The sequence below is a fragment of the Pseudomonas sp. NFPP28 genome (assembly GCF_900115535.1).
Lineage (GTDB): Bacteria > Pseudomonadota > Gammaproteobacteria > Pseudomonadales > Pseudomonadaceae > Aquipseudomonas > Aquipseudomonas extremorientalis.
Genome location: NZ_FOWT01000002.1, coordinates 144747 through 162411, shown reverse-complemented (window position 1 = coordinate 162411; position 17665 = coordinate 144747). Strand labels below are relative to the sequence as shown.

Here is a 17665-nt window from a genome sequence, read left to right as displayed (position 1 = left end):
CGACATGCTCGATTCCAAACTGTTACGTAGCAACCTTCAGGACGTAGCGGACCGCCTGGCATCCCGTGGCTTTGCCTTGGATGTTGCGCGCATCGAAGCGCTGGAAGAACAGCGCAAGACCGTCCAGACCCGCACCGAAGCACTGCAGGCTGAGCGTAATGCGCGTTCCAAATCCATCGGTCAGGCCAAGCAGCGCGGCGAAGACATCGCACCGTTGATGGCAGATGTCGAGCGCATGGGCACCGAGCTGTCCGAGGGTAAAGTCGAGCTGGAAAAGATCCAGTCCAAACTGGATTCGATCCTGCTGGGCATCCCCAACATCCCCCACGAATCGGTGCCGATCGGCGCAGACGAAGACGGCAACGTCGAAGTGCGTCGCTGGGGCACGCCAAAGGCCTTTGATTTCGAGATCAAGGACCACGTCGCCCTGGGCGAACTGAGCGGTGGCCTGGATTTCGAAACCGCCGCCAAGATGTCCGGCGCGCGCTTTTCGCTGTTGCGCGGCCCGGTTGCGCGCCTGCACCGCGCACTGGCGCAGTTCATGATCAACCTGCACACCGGCGAGCACGGTTACGAAGAGGCCTACACCCCGTACCTGGTGCAGGCGCCGGCGCTGATGGGCACCAGCCAGTTGCCGAAATTCGAAGAAGACCTGTTCAAGATCAGCCGCGACGGCGAAGCCGACCTGTACCTGATTCCGACCGCCGAAGTGTCGCTGACCAATATCGTCTCCGGCGAGATCCTCGACGCCAGGCAACTGCCGATCAAGTTCGTCGCCCACAGCCCGTGCTTTCGCAGTGAAGCCGGCGCATCGGGCCGCGACACTCGCGGCATGATCCGCCAGCACCAGTTCGACAAGGTCGAGATGGTGCAGATCGTCGAGCCGTCGACCTCGATGGACGCCCTGGAAGGCCTGACCGCCAACGCTGAGCGCGTCCTGCAACTGCTGGAACTGCCGTACCGCGTGCTGGCCCTGTGCACCGGTGACATGGGTTTCAGCGCCGTGAAGACCTACGACCTCGAAGTGTGGGTGCCGAGCCAGGACAAGTACCGCGAGATTTCGTCGTGCTCCAACTGCGGTGATTTCCAGGCCCGTCGCATGCAGGCGCGTTTCCGCAACCCGGAAACCGGCAAGCCGGAGCTGGTACACACCCTCAACGGTTCCGGCCTGGCCGTAGGCCGTACCCTGGTGGCGGTGCTGGAAAACTACCAGCAGGCTGACGGTTCGATCCGCGTACCGGAAGTGCTCAAGCCTTACATGGCGGGCGTTGAGGTCATTCGCTAAATGGAATTTCTGCCGCTGTTTCATAACCTGCGCGGCAGTCGTGTGCTGGTCGTCGGTGGCGGGGAGATTGCCTTGCGCAAATCCCGGCTGCTGGCCGACGCCGGGGCGTTGCTGCGGGTGGTTGCTCCCCAGATCGAAGACCAGTTGCGTGAACTGGTACTGGGCAGTGGCGGGGAACTGATTCTGCGCGGTTATCAGGAGGCCGACCTCGACGGCTGCACCCTGATCATCGCGGCAACCGACGACGAGCCGCTGAACGCGCAAGTGTCCAGCGATGCCAAGCGCCGTTGCGTACCGGTCAATGTGGTCGACGCGCCGGCCTTGTGCAGCGTGATCTTCCCGGCGATCGTCGACCGTTCGCCCTTGGTGATCGCCGTGTCCAGCGGTGGCGATGCGCCGGTGCTGGCACGCTTGATCCGCGCCAAGCTGGAAACCTGGATTCCATCCACTTACGGGCAGCTGGCCGGGCTGGCGGCGCGTTTTCGTGCCCAGGTCAAAGGCTTGTACCCGGATGTGCAGCAGCGCCGTGCGTTCTGGGAAGAAGTGTTCCAGGGCCCGATTGCCGACCGCCAGTTGGCCGGGCAGGGCGATGAGGCCGAGCGCTTGCTGATCGAGAAGGTCAACGGCGCGCCGCCTTATGCGCCGGGCGAGGTTTATCTGGTGGGTGCGGGTCCGGGTGATCCCGACCTGCTGACCTTCCGTGCCCTGCGCCTGATGCAGCAAGCCGATGTGGTGTTGTACGACCGTCTGGTGGCGCCCGCGATCCTCGAACTGTGCCGCCGGGATGCCGAGCGTATCTACGTCGGCAAGCGTCGCGCCGACCACGCCGTGCCACAAGACCAGATCAACCAGCAACTGGTGGACCTGGCCAAGCAGGGCAAGCGGGTGTTGCGCCTCAAGGGGGGCGATCCGTTCATCTTTGGTCGTGGTGGCGAAGAGATCGAGGAACTGGCCGCCCATGGCATTCCGTTCCAGGTGGTGCCGGGAATCACGGCAGCCAGCGGTTGCGCGGCATATGCCGGAATTCCGCTGACCCATCGCGACTATGCGCAGTCGGTGCGCTTTATCACCGGGCATTTGAAGGACGGAACCTCGGACCTGCCCTGGCATGACCTGGTGGGCCCCTCGCAGACCCTGGTGTTCTACATGGGCTTGATCGGCTTGCCGATCATCTGTGATCAGTTGATCAAGCACGGGCGTGCGGCGGATACCCCGGCGGCCTTGATCCAGCAGGGCACCACGTCCAACCAGCGCGTGTTCACCGGCACCCTGGCCGACTTGCCACGGATGGTGGCGGAGCATGAAGTGCATGCGCCGACACTGGTGATCGTCGGCGAAGTGGTGGTGTTGCGCGAGAAGCTGAAGTGGTTTGAAGGCGCACAGTCGCAGGTCTGAGCCTTGAAAGCATCGGGGGCAAGCCCCCTCCCACATTGGACTGCATTCCTGTGTGGGAGGGGGCTTGCCCCCGATGAGGCCCTAAAAGCCAGCCAATACGTCGGATCAGTTCCACACGCCTTTGCCAATCAATTGCTTCCGATCGTGCGGTTCATCAAACCCCTGCGACGGCCCCTTCGGCACAATCCCCGTCGGGTTGATCGTGCGATGGCTGGCATAGTAATGCCCCTTGATGTGTTCGAAATCGACCGTCTCGGCCACCCCCGGCCACTGGTACATCTCCCTCAACCAATTCGACAGGTTCGGGTAATCCGCAATCCTGCGCAAATTGCATTTGAAATGGCTGTAGTACACCGCATCAAAGCGAATCAGCGTGGTGAACAGCCGCACATCTGCCTCGGTCAGGTATTCACCGGCCAGGTAGCGATGATCGCTCAAGTGTTGTTCCAGATGACCCAGCTCGGCGAACACATCATCAAACGCACTTTCATACGCTTGCTGTGAGGTGGCGAAGCCTGCGCGGTACACGCCGTTGTTCACCGCCGGGTAAATGCGTTCGTTCAACGCGTCAATGGTCGTGCGCAGCGGCTGGGGGTAGAAGTCCAGGGTGTTGCCGGTCAATTCATTGAAGGCGTCGTTGAACATGCGGATGATCTCCGCCGATTCATTGCTGACGATGCGCTTGAGCTTTTTGTCCCACAGCACCGGCACGGTGACGCGTCCGGTGTAATCGGCGGTATCGGCGGTATAGCGCTGGTGCATGAAGTCGAAATCATCCAGCTTGTCGCCGGTGGAGCCGTGGGCCTTGTCGAAGGTCCAGCCGTTTTCCAGCATCAACCAGCTGACCACGGACACGTCGATCAGGCTTTCCAGGCCCTTGAGCTTGCGCAGGATCAGCGTGCGGTGAGCCCAGGGGCAGGCCAGGGAGACATAGAGGTGGTAGCGGCCGGCCTCGGCTGTGAAGCCGCCTTCGCCACTCGGGCCTGGCGCGCCGTCGGCGGTGACCCAGTGGCGGCGCTGCGCCTGTTCGCGCTGGAACGCGCCGTCCGCGCTACTTTCGTACCACTGGTCTTTCCAGTGCCCTTCGATCAGCAAACCCATGACTGGCTCCTTGGCTAATAAGCGTTGGAGGCCAGTCTAAAGGGCTGAGTTCGATTTAAAAGCGCAAAGACCGGGCGTTAATGATCAATTAAATCGATTTGTCCCGCGCGTCCCAGTATTGCTGGGCCAGGATGAACGCTTGTTCCCGTGAATGACCCAGGCCACGCAAGGCCAGGGCCATGGTCGCGATCAGGGCCAGTTGTGGGTAGCTGTCTTCGACATCACCGCGCCACAGCGCGTTCAGATGCTCGGGTTCGAGTGTGGCCGGTTTGACGTGGCGCTGGGCGGAGAGGGCGGGCCACTCTTCGTCCCAGCTTTCGCCTCCAGTGGTGCCGTACAGGTGACTGGCCGAGTCGGGATTGATCTCGATCTCGCCGCCGTCGCCCTTCACCACGATTACATTGTCGCCGAGCAGGCCGCTGGCATCGCGGTGCACGCCCTGGTAACCCGGATGGAAAATACTTTGCAGGCCCAGCCGCGCATTCAGTGGGTTGAGCAGGCGCGCCAGGGAGTGGATCGGCGAGCGCAGGCCCAGGGTGTTGCGCAGATCGATCATGCGTTGCAATTGCGGCGCCCAGTCGCCCAGCGGGATAAACGCCAGGTTGCCGTGTGCATAAGCGGCCTCGACCTGCTGCCAGTTGCGGCACAGCGGGATCTGCAAACCCCCCAGCAATTGCTCGGTGTACAGCCGTCCCGCCGTGTGGGCGCCGCCGCCGTGCATGAGGATGCGCACGCCGTTTTGCGCCAGGCACTTGGCCGCCAGCAGGTACCACGGCAGGTGGCGTTTCTTGCCGGCGTAGGTCGGCCAGTCGACATCCACGTTCAGTGCCGGGGCATCCAGGCGTTCGCGCACGGCTTCGGTGAAACCGGCCAGTTCTTCCGGGCTTTCTTCCTTGTGGCGCAGCAGCATCAGGAAGGCGCCGAGCTGGGTGTCCTCGACTTTTTCGTCGAGCAGCATGCCCATGGCTTCGCGGGCCTCCTCACGGGTGAGGTTGCGCGCACCGCGCTTGCCTTTGCCCAGAATGCGCACGAATGGTGCAAACGGGTGCTCGGCAGGGGTTTGAAGAGTCAGCGGGGCAAAGTCGGTCATAAGCAATTCGTCGGCCTGGGCAGGCCCGCCAGCTTGGCGGCGAGTTTGGCGGGAGTGCCGTTGAACAGTTTGTTGAGGTGCAGGCTGTTGCCCTTTTCCGGGCCCAGCTTCAAGGCGGTGTACTTGATCAGCGGGCGCGTGGCCGGGGACAGCTGGAATTCGCTGTAGAACTGGCGCAAGAGCGTGAGGATTTCCCAATGGTCCGCGGTCAACGCCAGGGGTTCGGCGGCGGCCAGGGCGTTGGCGACTTCCTCGGACCAGGCGTTCAGGTCGACCAGATAGCCGTCCTTGTCCAGTTCCAGGGTGCGTGTGCCTACGGTCAGGGTGTTCATAGCCAGCTGTTGACCTTGTCGTAGTCGAGCGACAACTGCACGAAACCCGGGTAATCGACGCTGTCGGCCCAGTCCGGCAAGGGCAGGTTGCGCGCCTGCATGTCTTCGGCCAGCACAAACACCTTCACGCCTTTGGTTTGCAGCGCCGCGTTGTGCAGCCCATAGGCGCCGTCGCCGCAGAGCAGGATGGCGTCATTAACGCCACAGATACGCAGGCAGCTGTCCAGGCGGCTATCGGTAAACGGGGAGTGGGAAACCACATGTAGAGTCGACATCAGAGGGTTATCACCTGGTCGTAACGGTCAATCAACTGGGAGATCGCAGCGCTGTCCAGCGGCTGTGCGCTGGCGGGCGTCGTGAGGCCGCGTTCGGCCAGGCTATGGTGGCAGGCGAATACCTCGTCGATACCGAACAGGCCCAGCGCCTGCAGGTTGGCGCCGAGGTCCTTCTGCTGCACGGCCTTGGCGTCCTGATGTGGTGCCAGTTGGAACACGCCGTCGTCGAGGAACAGCAGGCCGATGGGCAGATCGAAGGCACCGCCAGCCAGCACGATGTCCAGTGCTTCGCGTGCGCCCGGGCCAGACCAAGGTGCCTGGCGGCTGATCACCAATAGGGATTTGGACATGTCACGGCCCTCCAAAACAGATCAGGCGATCGGCGGCCTGGGCGGCGTCGTGCAATTGCCCCAGGCCCGACAGCTCCCACGGCGCATCGAGGTTGACTGCACTGCGTTGATAACGCGTGGCTTCCTCCTCGTTGAGCACGCCACGACGCAAGGCAGCGGCGATGCACACCACGCTGTCGAGTTGGTGCGCGCTGACAAACTCACGCCATTGGCGAGCGATGTCCTGCTCATCCTGGGGCGCAACAACCGAATTGGACGCGCTGTACACGCCGTCCTGGTAGAAAAACAGCCGCACAATCTCATGCCCGCCGGCCAGTGCCGCCCGGGCAAACAGCAGGGCGCGGCGCGAGGAGGGCGCGTGGGCGGCACAAAACACTGCAATCGCAAACTTCATGGAACACTCTGCAAGCAAACGTGGGCCAATGATAAAGCCGCCGCCGCGAAAAAGCCCGCCGTGATCAAAACGGTCACTGTCGGTGACCGTTCCGGCGATTGCCGACCGGCGCAAGGCTGCCTAGTCTGTGGGCATTCAAAACCGAAATGGAGTGCCCATGTCAGGTCCCTTGGCGTCCCTCAAAGTGCTGGATTTTTCCACCTTGCTGCCTGGCCCGTTTGCGTCGCTGTTGCTGGCAGACATGGGCGCCGAGGTGCTGCGTATCGAATCACCCACGCGCATGGACCTGTTGCGCGTACTGCCACCCCACGACCAGGGCACGTCGGCCAGCCACGCCTACCTCAACCGCAACAAGCGCAGCCTGGCGCTGGACCTCAAGCAGGCCGAGGCGCTGGAGATCGTACGGGCGCTGGTCAAGGAATACGACATCCTGCTTGAACAATTCCGCCCTGGGGTGATGGAGCGACTGGGGTTGGGGTATGAGGCATTGAAGGCGATCAACCCCCGGCTGATATATGTATCGATCACCGGTTATGGCCAGACTGGCCCGTACAGGGACCGCGCCGGGCACGACATCAATTACCTGGCGCTGGCCGGGGTGGCCAGCTACACCGGGCGCCGGGACAGCGGCCCGTTGCCACTGGGCGTACAACTGGCGGATGTGGGCGGCGGGTCGCTGCATGCGGTAGTGGGGATGCTCGCGGCGGTCATCGCCCGGCAGCAGAGCGGGGTAGGCCAGTACCTGGATGTGAGCATGACCGACTGCTCGTTCAGCCTGAACGCCATGGCGGGTGCGGGCTTCCTGGCGTGCGATGTCGAGCCTGAACGCGAAAGCCATGTGCTGAACGGTGGCAGTTTTTACGATTATTACCGCTCGCGGGATGGGCGTTGGATGTCGGTCGGCAGTCTGGAGCCTGGGTTTATGCAGCAACTCTGTGACGCGCTGGGACGGCCGGAGTTGGCGGCGCTGGGCCTGTCGCCCACACTCAAGCAGGCGCTGCAGGTTGAATTCGAGAAACGTAGCTTTGATGAGTTGTGTGAGTTGTTTGCCGGGGTGGATGCGTGTGTGGAGCCGGTGTTGAGCCTGAGTGAAGCGGTGCAACATCCGCAGTTAAGGGCGCGGGCGTTGGTCAGTCAGGTGCCCAGGGGGGATGGCTCGAGCCAGGCGCAGATTGCCTGCCCGTTGAAGTTCTCGGAGGGGTTGCCAGCGCCCAGGCATATAGGCGCTGCTGTGGGGGCGCACAGTGATGAGGTGCTGGCGGAGTTGGGGTTCAGTGTTCAGCGCATACAGGATCTGCGGCGGACCAAGGTAGTAGGGTGACTGGACCGACGCAATCGGGAGCAAGCTCCCTCCCACACTCGATAGGCGGCGTGGTCAACAGGTGGGAGGGGGCTTGCCCCCGATGAGGCCCTCATTCCACCCGGGTTTCACCGGTAAACACCAGCGTCTGCCGGCACCGCCTGCACAAATACCTTCGGCCCTGAGCCACCATGCCATGGCGCTGGGGCGAGAACGGAAAGTCACTGTCCGCGCACGGGCACTTGTAGATATAGCGGGTCACCTGGCGGCGCTTCACGGCATAGGTGTGGCAACGGTCCGGCGGCAGTTCGTAGACCCCGCGCATGATCAATTGCCATTCCTCGCCATGGGGCTGGATGCGTTCACCAAACAACTGGTGGGCAATCAGGTGCGCCACTTCATGGGCTACGGTCTGCTTGAGGAAATGTTGGCTGTTTTCTCGGTACAACTGCGGGTTGAAGCGCAGCAGGTTCTCGTGCAAATGCGCGACACCGGCCTTCTGGCCCCGCAGCTTGAGGCTGACCTGGGGACGTTTGAAGCTTCGTTTGAAAAAGGATTCGGCTAGCAGGAAACAATCTTCGACGCGGGTATTGAGTTGCTCGGGCATGCTGTACATATCTCCAGAGACGCCCAGTATGCCGCAAAGCTGGGTGTTTCCGAATCTGTCAGGCGCCGAATGGTCATGCATGATGCACAAAGCCACCTTGCGGTGGCTTTGCCCACGGTTCATCTGCTCAGTTGGTATAGATCGGGCCTACGCCCAAGCCCCAGACAATCACGGTAAAGGCCATGATCGCCACCAGCACCACCAGCCCCACGGCCAGTATGGAACTGGAAAACAGGAAGCCTTCATCCGGATCAATGTTCATAAAGGTCGGCACACCTACATAAAGCAGGTACACCGTGTAGCAGATGGCCGCCGTGCCTACCACCATGCCCAGCCACATATGTGGATAGAGCGCCGCCAGCCCGCCGATGAACAGTGGCGTGGCGGTGTAGGTGGCAAACGCCACGCAGCGGGCCATGCTCGGGTTGGCGTCATAGGTACGCGCCATCCAGTGAATGAATGCACCCATCACCGCCACGCCGGCGAGCATCGCGGCGTAGGACATGATGGTCATCCACAGTGCGCTTTCCTGGGTCAGCATCACTGGCGCGCGGTTGCCGATGACCCAGCCGACCTGGGTGGTACCGATAAACGCGGAAACGGCGGGAATCGCCGCGAGAATCAGGGTGTGAGTGAGGTACATGTGGCCGATGCTTTCTTCTTTATCGCCACGGATTTCCCGCCATTCCTGGTCGGGATGGGTAAAAAGCCCCACGACGTGATGGATCATGCCAGTCACTCCTGTCGTTATTGCCATCGCCCCCCATCGGAGCGCCCACGGGCCAAATGGCCTCAAAGGTCCTGGATAGCTGTGCGACCTCTTGTCGCAGTATAGGAAGGGATGACCGGAATAACTGTAGGGCCTTTAGAGCAAATTGCGCTGTAAACGTTGGGGTTAATCGCAGATTGGAATGCAGCCCCCTCCCACATTGGAACTCGGTGATTCTTATCGGTAAAATGCTGGGCTTTTCGTCACACACCTCCAGCGGATCCAAGCGCCATGGGCACTCTTACGGTCAACCAGAACAAACTGCAAAAACGCCTGCGTCGCCTGGCCGGTGAAGCGGTCGCCGATTTCAATATGATCGAGGACGGCGACAAGGTCATGGTCTGCCTCTCCGGCGGCAAAGACAGCTACACCATGCTCGACGTGCTGTTGCACCTGCAAAAGGTCGCACCGATCAAGTTCGAGATCGTCGCCGTCAACATGGACCAGAAACAACCGGGCTTCCCTGAGCATGTGCTGCCGGCCTACCTCAAGGAACTGGGCATCGAGTACCACATCGTCGAGAAAGACACCTACTCGGTGGTCAAGGAACTGATCCCGGAAGGCAAGACCACCTGCTCGCTGTGTTCGCGCCTGCGCCGTGGCACGCTGTACACCTTCGCCGATGAGATTGGCGCGACCAAGATGGCCCTGGGGCATCATCGCGACGATATCGTCGAGACCTTCTTCCTGAATATGTTCTTCAACGGCTCGCTCAAGGCCATGCCGCCCAAGCTGCGTGCCGATGACGGGCGCAACGTGGTGATCCGCCCGCTGGCGTATTGCAACGAGAAAGACATCCAGGCTTACTCCGACTTCAAGCAATTCCCGATCATCCCGTGCAACCTGTGTGGCTCCCAGGAGAACCTGCAGCGCCAGGTGGTCAAGGAAATGCTGCTGGACTGGGAGCGCAAGACCCCGGGCCGCACCGAAAGCATCTTCCGCAGCCTGCAGAACGTGATCCCCTCACAGTTGGCCGACCGCAACCTGTTCGACTTCACCAGCCTGAAAATCGATGAGACCGCCGCGTCGCGCTTCGTCAATGTTGTGAACCTCTGAGCCCATTCAAGGCTCTGACACACGGCGCTCGCGGGCGCCGTTTTCCATTCAATTGCCAGGAGAGGGCATGCGCGATTACAAGTGGCTGCACGAATATTGTCTGAACCGCTTCGGTTCGGCAGCCGAGCTGGAAGCCCACCTGCCTGTGCCCAAGACTGCGGCGCAATTACGCAAGATCAGTGATGATCGCTACCTGTCGACCCTGGCGTTGCGCGTGTTTCGTGCAGGCTTGAAGCACAGCGTGGTGGACGCCAAGTGGCCGGCGTTCGAAAAGGTGTTTTTCGGCTTCGACCCGGAAAAAGTCGTACTGATGGGCGCCGAGCACCTGGAGCGGCTGATGCAGGACACCAGCATCATCCGCCACCTGGGCAAGCTCAAGAGCGTGCCGCGCAATGCGCAGATGATCCTGGATATCGAGCAGGAGAAGGGCAGCTTCGGCGCGTTCATCGCCGATTGGCCGGTGACCGACATTGTCGGCCTGTGGAAGTACCTGAGCAAACACGGCCACCAGCTCGGCGGGTTGTCAGCGCCGCGCTTTTTACGCATGGTCGGCAAGGATACCTTTGTGCCGAGTTATGACGTGGTGGCGGCGTTGAACGCGCAGAAGATCGTCGACAAGGCGCCGACCAGCCTGCGCGACCTGGCGACGGTGCAGGGCGCGTTCAACCAGTGGCACACCGAGAGTGGACGGCCGATGTGCCAGTTGTCGATGATGTTGGCGTACACCGTCAACCATTGAGGCCGGGATGATGCCATCGGGGGCAAGCCCCCTCCCACATTTGATAGGCGGCGCGGTAAAAGTGTGGGAGGGGGCTTGCCCCCGATGAGGGGCTTCAGGCCGCTGCCAACCGCCGGTTCAACTGATGCCGCCAGCGCACATACAACAGTGCCGTGCAAAACACCGCCAGGCTCGCCAGCATCTCCAGCACCCCGAACCACTGCCGGTTCGGGTCATACGCCGCCAGCGCGCCCTTGATGAAATACAGGTTCACCACAAAGCACATCCATGAGTGCCCGCGCGCGCTGCCCAGCAGCATGCCTGGCGCCAGCACCAGCAAGGGCACCAGTTCGATCAGCAGGATCACCCACGGCCGTGCGCCGTGCAGATCAGCAACAAACAGGTAGTACACGCACAGCAACCCCACCAGGCCAAAAAACGCCAGCAGGCTCAGCGCGCGAGCAATTCTGACCCGTGGCTCCAGCCACGCCTGGGGCGGCAGGACCTTAGGCTTCCTGGCCACGACCGCCCTCCAGCAGGGTGGCGGTGTTCGCCAGGCGTAGCCCCAGGGCGCGGCACAGGGCGATCTCATGCTGGTCGAGCATGCGCTTGCCGTCCGGCCCGGCGTGATGGCTGGCACCATAGGGCGTGCCGCCGCCCTGGGTATCGAGCAAGGCCTGTTCGCTGTAGGGCAGGCCGGTGATTAGCATGCCGTGGTGCAGCAACGGTAGCAGCATCGACATCAGCGTGGTTTCCTGGCCGCCGTGCAGGCTGGCCGTGGAGGTAAACACCCCGGCCGGCTTGCCGACGAGGGCGCCGGTGAGCCACAGGTTGCTGGTGCCGTCGATGAAGTACTTGAGCGGCGCGGCCATGTTGCCGAAGCGGGTCGGGCTGCCCAGGGCCAGGCCGGAGCAGTGTTTCAGGTCGTCGAGGCTGGCATACAGCGCGCCTTCCTCCGGAATGCTCGGTGCCACGGCTTCGCACTCGGTGGAGATCGCCGGCACGGTGCGCAAGCGTGCCTCCATCCCGCCTTGCTCGATACCCCGGGCAATCTGCCGGGCCATTTCGCTGACCGAGCCATTGCGGCTGTAATACAGCACCAGCACATACGGCGACGTCACGGCAGGATCTCCAGTACGTTTTCCGGCGGCCGGCCGATGACGGCTTTGTCGGCGGTTTCCAGGATCGGGCGTTCCATCAATTTCGGGTGATCGGCAATGGTGGCGATCAACTGGGCTTCGCTGAGGCTGGCGTCGGCCAGGTTCAGGGTTTTGTATTCATCTTCGCCGGTGCGCAGCAGTTGGCGCGCGCTGATACCCAGCTTGCCGAGCAGCGCCTTGAGTTGCGCGGCGTCCAGCGGGGTTTCCAGGTAGCGTACGACGGTGGGGGTGAGGCCACGGGCCTCCAGCAGCTCCAGCGCACCGCGGGATTTCGAGCAGCGCGGGTTGTGATAAAGCGTCAGATCGGTCATGTGCGGGTCGCATCTTGCGTAAGGTGGCGGGTATTCTACCCGTGCAGCGACCTGTCCTTAAACCGTAAGAGGCGATAGGCCGCAGCCAACGTTCATTTTTGCGAAGGATTACCCCATGACAAGGCGACTGATCGGTGCATTGGCGATCATCACAACCCTGCTGCTCAGCGGCTGCGGTAACGATTACGGCGTTGACCAATTTGGCAAGAAGGTGGCGTCCGAACGCTTGGACAAGCAGTGGCTGGTGGTCAATTACTGGGCCGAATGGTGTGGTCCGTGCCGCACGGAAATCCCTGAACTCAATGCCTTGGCCGAACAGTTGAAGGCGCAGAACGTGGGCGTGTTCGGGGTCAACTTCGACAATGTCCAGGGCGAAGAGCTGAAAGCCGCCAGCGACAAGCTGGGCATCAAGTTCACGGTGCTGGCGCAGAACCCGGAAGAGATTTTCGATATTCCACGCAGCGAAGCGTTGCCGGTGACCTACATCATCGATGACAAGGGCAAGGTGCGCGAGACGTTGATGGGCGAGCAGACGGCGGAAGGCGTGCTGGCCAGGCTCAAGGCCTTGCGCGGCTAGGGGCTACCCGGAATCAAATGTGGGAGGGGGCTTGCCCCCTCCCACATTTAGCTTCCATCAATCCATGGATTGGGAAAATCAGCCTTCTTCGAGCCACAATCGTATCGGTTTGCCCTCGGCCGGCCAGAACCGGGTCTGCTCGATCGGCGAGATATCCCAGCGCTGCACGCCTTGCAGGGCCTGGAAGAAGCGGTGTTCCTGTTCCATCAACGCTTCGGCGCAGAGTTTGCGGGTGCTGCCGATCTGGCCGAAGCTGAGCTTCTCACCGTCGACGGTGTAGGGCGCGAACCAATGGTTGCAGCCGCCGTTGCCATAGGCGCGACCATCGGCGCCGAGGGTGACGGTCAGGTGCGCGTAATCCATCAGCGGCCGCTCGCCAATCCATTCCACCACGTAGCTGTGATCCTGTTTGAGCTTGACCGCGTCGCCGGCACAGCCGGTCAGGCCCGCCCCGAGGGCGGCGAGCAGAAACAGGCCTCTCATTGCGCAGCCTTCTGGCATTTCGGGCAGCGGTGCTTGTCGCCCTCGCTGGTCCAGCCCAACTCGGCGATCCGCGCATTGGCGGCCGGTTGCAGCGGTTCTTTGGTCAGCTTGGTTTCCACCGCAAACTCGAAGTCCAACACGGCGTCGCAGTTGTCGCAGTTGACCTTCCAGGTGTGAATCTCCAACTCCCCGAACTTCGGCCCCTGGGCCATGGCGACCCACTGGCCCGCCGGGCGGATGGAGTAGCGCGCGTCACCTTCGACGGTGAGGCGCATCGACAGGGTTTTACTGCCGCGCAGGGAGACGATCAGAACGTCGCCATGCTTGATCGAGCCACCGTTGCCGGTGACCTGGTAACGGCCCGGCACCAGGGCGCGGCATTCGATCAGGGTGTGTTGCGGGCTCAGCAAACTGAAGCGGAAATCGTGTTCGGCCATGGATCCTCCAAATAGGCGCGGCATCCTATCACGGGTGCTGGCTCATCATGAGCCTGGTATGTAACCACTGATCATCCTTCGACGAGGTTCTGTGCCCGGCCATCGGCCCAGGCGGCAATGTTGGCCAACGTCGTGCCGGCGATGGCGGCCAGGGCCTCGCGGGTCAGAAACGCCTGGTGGGCAGTGATGATCACGTTAGGGAAGGTCAGCAGGCGTGCGAGCACGTCGTCCTGCAAGGGCAGATCAGAGCGGTCCTCGAAAAACAACTGCGCTTCTTCCTCATAGACATCCAGACCGAGGTAGCCGAGCTGGCCGTCCTTGAGCGCCTTGATCAGCGCCGGGGTGTCGACCAGCCCACCGCGACCGGTGTTGATCAGCATCGCACCCGGTTGCATCTGCGCCAGGGAGCGGGCGTTGATCAGGTGTTTGCTGTCGGCGGTGAGCGGGCAGTGCAGGCTGATGATCTGCGCCTGGGCCAGCAGTTCGGGCAGGCTCACGTACTGCGCGCCCAGGGCCTGGACCTGCGGGTTGGGGAAGGGGTCGTAGGCCAGCAGCCGGCAGCCGAAGCCGGCCATGATGTTGGCGAAGGTGGCGCCGATCTGTCCGGTGCCGACCACGCCGACGGTCTTGCCCACCAGGTCGAAACCGGTGAGGCCATGCAGGCTGAAATCGCCGTCGCGGGTACGGTTGCAGGCGCGGGGCAGGCGGCGGTTGAGGGCGAGGATCAGCGCGACGGCGTGTTCGGCCACCGCATGGGGCGAGTAGGCCGGTACGCGCACGATGGTCAGGCCCAGGCGCTTGGCGGCGGCCAGGTCCACATGGTTGTAGCCCGCCGAGCGCAGGGCGATCAACCGCGTGCCGCCCTTGGCCAACTGCTCCAGCACCGGGGCGCTGAGGTCATCGTTGATAAAGGCGCAGACTACCTCGTGATGTTCGGCCAGGGCCACGGTGTCGAGGTTGAGCCGGGCGGGCTGGAATTGCAGCTCCAGGCCTACGGGCAACGGTTCGCCGAGAAAGCTGTCGCGGTCGTAGGTTTGGCTGCTGAATAGAATCACGCGCATCAAAAGGCTCCCCGCAATTAATCAGTTGGAAACGCTGGACAACTGTGGGAGGGGGCTTGCCCCCGATTAGTGTGTGTCAGCTACAGATGCTTCGACTGATACGACGCTATCGGGGCAAGCCCCCTCCCACAGCTGATCGGCGTCAAAGTCTCTCAGGCGCTGACCCGCGCCTCGCTGGCCAGCCGTGCAATCGCCATGTCCAGTTCGTCCAGCGCATGCATGGCCTTGGCGTCATCCTGCTTGAGCAGGGTTTCGGCACGGTGGCAGGCGGCGCGCAGTTGCGGTACGCCACAGTAACGGGTGGCGCCGTGCAGACGATGCACCCGTTCAATCAGGGCGTTGTTGTCGTTGGCGTCACGGGCAATGGTGATGGCGAGTCGGTCGGCTTCCAGGGAGGCAAGCAACATGGCGAGCATGTCTGCTGCCAAATCAGCCTTGCCGGCCGCCAGGCGCAGGCCTTCCTCGTGATCGAGCACCGGAAATTGCACGCCAGGGCCGAGGTTGTCGGTCGCGCGCTCCGGCCCCTGATTGCGCAGGGCCAGGCCGGTCCATTTCAACACCACCTGGGCCAGTTGGCGTTCGCTGATGGGTTTGGTCAGGTAGTCGTCCATGCCGCTTTGCAGCAAGGCGCGTTTTTCGTTGGCCATGGCGTGGGCGGTGAGGGCGACTACCGGCAATGGCGTGCCGCTGCGTTCGCTTTCCCACTGGCGGATCGCCTCGGTGCTTTGGCGGCCGTCCATGCCCGGCATTTGCACATCCATCAGCACCAGGTCGAAGGTGTCCTGCTTCACCGCGTCGATGGCCGCATAACCGCTTTCCACGGCGCGTACCCGGGCGCCCATGTCTTCCAGCAGGGTCTGGACCAGCAACAGGTTCGCCGGGTTGTCATCCACACACAGTACACGCGGTGCCCTACTGGACAAGGGTTCGCCGGGTTCGCTGCGCGTGGGGCGCGGGCTGATCAGGTCGGACAAGGCACGCCGCAATTTGCGCGTACAGGCCGGCTTGGCCTGCAATTGGCTGTTGGGATTGGGTACGGACTGATTGAACAGCATCTGTTCGGTGGTGGGGCACAGCACCAGCACTTTGCAGCCCAGGTGTTCGAGGTCCCACAGGTGCTGGTTGAGGCGCTCGGGCGGGATGTCGTTGGCAGTAACACCAAGGACCGCAAGGTCAATGGCTTGCTCGGTCTGGTGGGCACTGGTAATGCCGTTGGTCAGGCTTTCCAGGCTGGTGAACGGCGTGACGTCCAGGCCGCAGTCTTCCAGTTGGTGCTGCAGCGCCTGGCGTGCCAGTTCGTGGTTTTCCAGCAGCGCAACACGATGGCCCAGCAGGGGCGCCGACGGCAGGTCTTCCACGTCGTCGCGGGTCTTGGGCAGGTTGAGGCTGATCCAGAACTCCGAGCCTTCGCCCGGCGTGCTGTCGACGCCGATTTCGCCGCCCATCTGTTCGATCAGGCGCTTGGAAATCACCAGGCCCAAGCCCGTGCCGCCGGGTTGGCGCGAGAGTGAGTTGTCGGCCTGGCTGAAGGCCTGGAACAGGGCACGCACGTCCTGGTTGGACAGGCCGATGCCGGTGTCCTGCACGCTGATGCGCAATTGCACGCTGTCTTCCTGCTCGTCCTCGATCATCGCTCGCGCCACGATGGTGCCTTCGCGGGTGAACTTGATCGCGTTGCTGATCAGGTTGGTGAGGATCTGCTTGAGGCGCAGCGGGTCGCCGACCAATGCCAGCGGCGTGTCGCGGTAGACCAGGCTGACCAGTTCGAGCTGTTTGGCATGGGCGGCGGGGGCGAGGATGGTCAGGGTGTCTTGCAGCAAGTCCCGCAGGTTGAACGGAATGCTGTCGAGGACCAGCTTGCCGGCTTCGATTTTCGAGAAGTCGAGGATCTCGTTGATGATGCCCAGCAGGTTGTCGGCGGATTTTTCGATGGTGCCCAGGTAGTCGAGTTGACGCGGGGTCAGCTCGCTCTTTTGCAGCAAGTGGGTAAACCCCAGGATGCCGTTGAGCGGCGTGCGGATCTCATGGCTCATGTTGGCCAGGAACTCCGACTTGATGCGACTGGCCTCCAGCGCCTCCTTGCGCGCCAGGTCCAGCTCGATGTTCTGGATCTCGATGGTTTCCAGGTTCTGGCGTACGTCTTCGGTGGCCTGGTCGATGCTGTGTTGCAGTTCTTCCTGGGCGTTCTGCAGGGTCTCGGCCATGCGGTTGATGCCAGAGGCGAGCTGGTCCAGTTCCTGGCTGCCCAGGGGCGGCAGGCGGGTTTCCAGGTTGCCGTCCTTGAGCTGGGCCACGGCTTGCTTGATCTGGCCGATCGGCGCGTTGATGGTGCGGCTGATGCGCAGGGCCAGTGCCGCGGTGCAGATCAGGCCGATGGCGATCAGCAGCAGGCTGGCGAACAGGCTGCGGTAGCCACGCAGCAACATGCCATTGTGGGACAGTTCCACCTCGACCCAGCCCAGCAGGCGGTCGGCTTCATCCGGGATCAGGTCGCCGGCGAGGTTGCGATGGCGGCCAAACACAGGCAGCAGGTAGCGCGTGGCGTCATTGCCGGTGCGTTGCAACAGGTGTGAGCTGTTGCCGATGGGTGCCTGGTTGAGCATGGTCGGGCCGGCGTGGGCGAGGGTCGCACGGTCCGGGCTGAGGAACGACACGGTGCGCACGTCCGGCTGCTCCAGGGACTGGGTGGCGATGCGCTCCAGCAGGTCGGTGTTGCGTGCACTCAAGGCGGGCGCCACCAGTGGCGCCAACTGCTCGGCGATCATTTCGCCACGTTGCAGCAACTGGGTCTGCAGTTCCGACAACTGCATCCAGGTGAAATAGCCGCCCAGCAACGAAGCCATCAGGCTGGTCGGTAATAAGGTCAGCAACAGTACGCGGCCTTTTATCCCCATTCTTGTCAGCACGCCACTCTCCTGCTACCACATTGATATCGATGATTCACACGGGCATCCGGCCCGCGCC

21 protein-coding genes are annotated in these 17665 nt (G+C 62.5%); 6 read left to right on the top strand and 15 right to left on the bottom strand.

Features of this window, described 5'->3' with window-relative positions:
• Positions 1-4: 4 nt before the first annotated feature.
• Entirely contained in the window at positions 5-1285 is a 1281-nt protein-coding gene (gene serS / locus BM110_RS06145; RefSeq protein ID WP_093123817.1) for a serine--tRNA ligase, read from the top strand.
• Positions 1286-2680 (top strand): siroheme synthase CysG, encoded by a 1395-nt coding sequence (gene cysG / locus BM110_RS06140; RefSeq protein WP_093123813.1) that lies wholly within the window; start codon positions 1286-1288, stop codon positions 2678-2680. It abuts the gene before it with no gap.
• Positions 2681-2785: 105 nt separating this feature from the next.
• On the opposite strand, the gene BM110_RS06135 is transcribed toward cysG, so the two are convergent.
• From BM110_RS06135 to tusD, 6 genes are all read right to left on the bottom strand, one after another.
• On the bottom strand, positions 2786-3781 hold the full coding sequence (locus BM110_RS06135) for a glutathione S-transferase family protein (protein WP_092245104.1): 996 nt from the start codon (positions 3779-3781) through the stop codon (positions 2786-2788).
• An 88-nt stretch (positions 3782-3869) separates the two neighbouring features.
• Positions 3870-4871, bottom strand: a complete 1002-nt coding sequence (locus tag BM110_RS06130; protein ID WP_093512759.1) for a glycosyl transferase family protein — start codon at positions 4869-4871, stop codon at positions 3870-3872.
• Positions 4868-5203: a TusE/DsrC/DsvC family sulfur relay protein gene (locus tag BM110_RS06125; protein ID WP_093123803.1), complete on the bottom strand. Its 336-nt coding sequence runs from the start codon at positions 5201-5203 to the stop codon at positions 4868-4870. The genes BM110_RS06130 and BM110_RS06125 overlap by 4 nt, the downstream gene beginning before the upstream one ends.
• Positions 5200-5478, bottom strand: coding sequence for a sulfurtransferase complex subunit TusB (gene tusB / locus BM110_RS06120; RefSeq protein ID WP_071491882.1), 279 nt, complete (start codon positions 5476-5478; stop codon positions 5200-5202). Before tusB ends, BM110_RS06125 begins: the two co-directional genes overlap by 4 nt.
• Positions 5478-5828: a sulfurtransferase complex subunit TusC gene (tusC, locus tag BM110_RS06115; RefSeq protein WP_071491881.1), complete on the bottom strand. Its 351-nt coding sequence runs from the start codon at positions 5826-5828 to the stop codon at positions 5478-5480. Before tusC ends, tusB begins: the two co-directional genes overlap by 1 nt.
• Position 5829: 1 nt before the next feature.
• Entirely contained in the window at positions 5830-6222 is a 393-nt protein-coding gene (gene tusD / locus BM110_RS06110) for a sulfurtransferase complex subunit TusD (protein ID WP_093123798.1), read from the bottom strand.
• 157 nt (positions 6223-6379) lie between these two features.
• Here tusD and BM110_RS06105 point away from each other — a divergent pair, with 157 nt between their 5' ends.
• Positions 6380-7543 carry a CaiB/BaiF CoA transferase family protein gene (locus BM110_RS06105; RefSeq protein ID WP_093512756.1) on the top strand — a complete coding sequence of 388 codons (1164 nt, stop codon included), beginning with the start codon at positions 6380-6382 and terminating at the stop codon, positions 7541-7543.
• Between the two features lie 91 nt (positions 7544-7634).
• Here BM110_RS06105 and BM110_RS06100 read toward each other — a convergent pair whose 3' ends face one another.
• Both BM110_RS06100 and BM110_RS06095 read right to left on the bottom strand, forming a co-directional pair.
• Entirely contained in the window at positions 7635-8129 is a 495-nt protein-coding gene (locus BM110_RS06100) for a SprT family zinc-dependent metalloprotease (RefSeq protein WP_071492040.1), read from the bottom strand.
• Between the two features lie 127 nt (positions 8130-8256).
• Entirely contained in the window at positions 8257-8859 is a 603-nt protein-coding gene (locus BM110_RS06095; RefSeq protein ID WP_058425452.1) for a Yip1 family protein, read from the bottom strand.
• A 270-nt stretch (positions 8860-9129) separates the two neighbouring features.
• Here BM110_RS06095 and ttcA point away from each other — a divergent pair, with 270 nt between their 5' ends.
• Positions 9130-9954, top strand: a complete 825-nt coding sequence (ttcA, locus tag BM110_RS06090) for a tRNA 2-thiocytidine(32) synthetase TtcA (RefSeq protein WP_058425451.1) — start codon at positions 9130-9132, stop codon at positions 9952-9954.
• A 67-nt stretch (positions 9955-10021) separates the two neighbouring features.
• Positions 10022-10693, top strand: a complete 672-nt coding sequence (locus BM110_RS06085; protein WP_093512754.1) for a DNA-3-methyladenine glycosylase I — start codon at positions 10022-10024, stop codon at positions 10691-10693.
• A 94-nt stretch (positions 10694-10787) separates the two neighbouring features.
• Here the strand turns inward: BM110_RS06085 and BM110_RS06080 are convergent, their stop codons facing one another.
• Genes BM110_RS06080 through arsC form a run of 3 tightly spaced genes read right to left on the bottom strand, consistent with a single transcriptional unit; the run spans position 10788 to position 12143 of the window.
• Positions 10788-11195, bottom strand: coding sequence for a DUF2069 domain-containing protein (locus BM110_RS06080; RefSeq protein ID WP_071491877.1), 408 nt, complete (start codon positions 11193-11195; stop codon positions 10788-10790).
• Positions 11179-11793, bottom strand: a complete 615-nt coding sequence (wrbA, locus tag BM110_RS06075; RefSeq protein WP_071491876.1) for an NAD(P)H:quinone oxidoreductase — start codon at positions 11791-11793, stop codon at positions 11179-11181. The genes BM110_RS06080 and wrbA overlap by 17 nt, the downstream gene beginning before the upstream one ends.
• On the bottom strand, positions 11790-12143 hold the full coding sequence (gene arsC, locus BM110_RS06070; RefSeq protein ID WP_093512752.1) for an arsenate reductase (glutaredoxin): 354 nt from the start codon (positions 12141-12143) through the stop codon (positions 11790-11792). Before arsC ends, wrbA begins: the two co-directional genes overlap by 4 nt.
• A 115-nt stretch (positions 12144-12258) precedes the next feature.
• On the opposite strand from arsC, the gene BM110_RS06065 reads away from it, so the two are divergent.
• The gene (locus BM110_RS06065; protein WP_071491874.1) at positions 12259-12720 is read left to right on the top strand and encodes a TlpA disulfide reductase family protein; all 462 of its coding nucleotides are present in this window, start codon (positions 12259-12261) and stop codon (positions 12718-12720) included.
• 78 nt (positions 12721-12798) lie between these two features.
• Here BM110_RS06065 and BM110_RS06060 read toward each other — a convergent pair whose 3' ends face one another.
• The 4 genes from BM110_RS06060 to BM110_RS06045 all read right to left on the bottom strand — a co-directional run bounded on the left by BM110_RS06060 (position 12799) and on the right by BM110_RS06045 (position 17607).
• Positions 12799-13203 (bottom strand): META domain-containing protein, encoded by a 405-nt coding sequence (locus tag BM110_RS06060; RefSeq protein ID WP_071491873.1) that lies wholly within the window; start codon positions 13201-13203, stop codon positions 12799-12801.
• Positions 13200-13640: a hypothetical protein gene (locus BM110_RS06055; protein WP_093512749.1), complete on the bottom strand. Its 441-nt coding sequence runs from the start codon at positions 13638-13640 to the stop codon at positions 13200-13202. The genes BM110_RS06060 and BM110_RS06055 overlap by 4 nt, the downstream gene beginning before the upstream one ends.
• Positions 13641-13711: 71 nt before the next feature.
• The gene (locus BM110_RS06050; RefSeq protein ID WP_092245123.1) at positions 13712-14701 is read right to left on the bottom strand and encodes a 2-hydroxyacid dehydrogenase; all 990 of its coding nucleotides are present in this window, start codon (positions 14699-14701) and stop codon (positions 13712-13714) included.
• A gap of 152 nt (positions 14702-14853) precedes the next feature.
• A complete protein-coding gene (locus BM110_RS06045) occupies positions 14854-17607 on the bottom strand; it encodes a response regulator (RefSeq protein WP_092245126.1) in 2754 nt (917 codons plus the stop codon).
• Positions 17608-17665 lie beyond the last annotated feature (58 nt).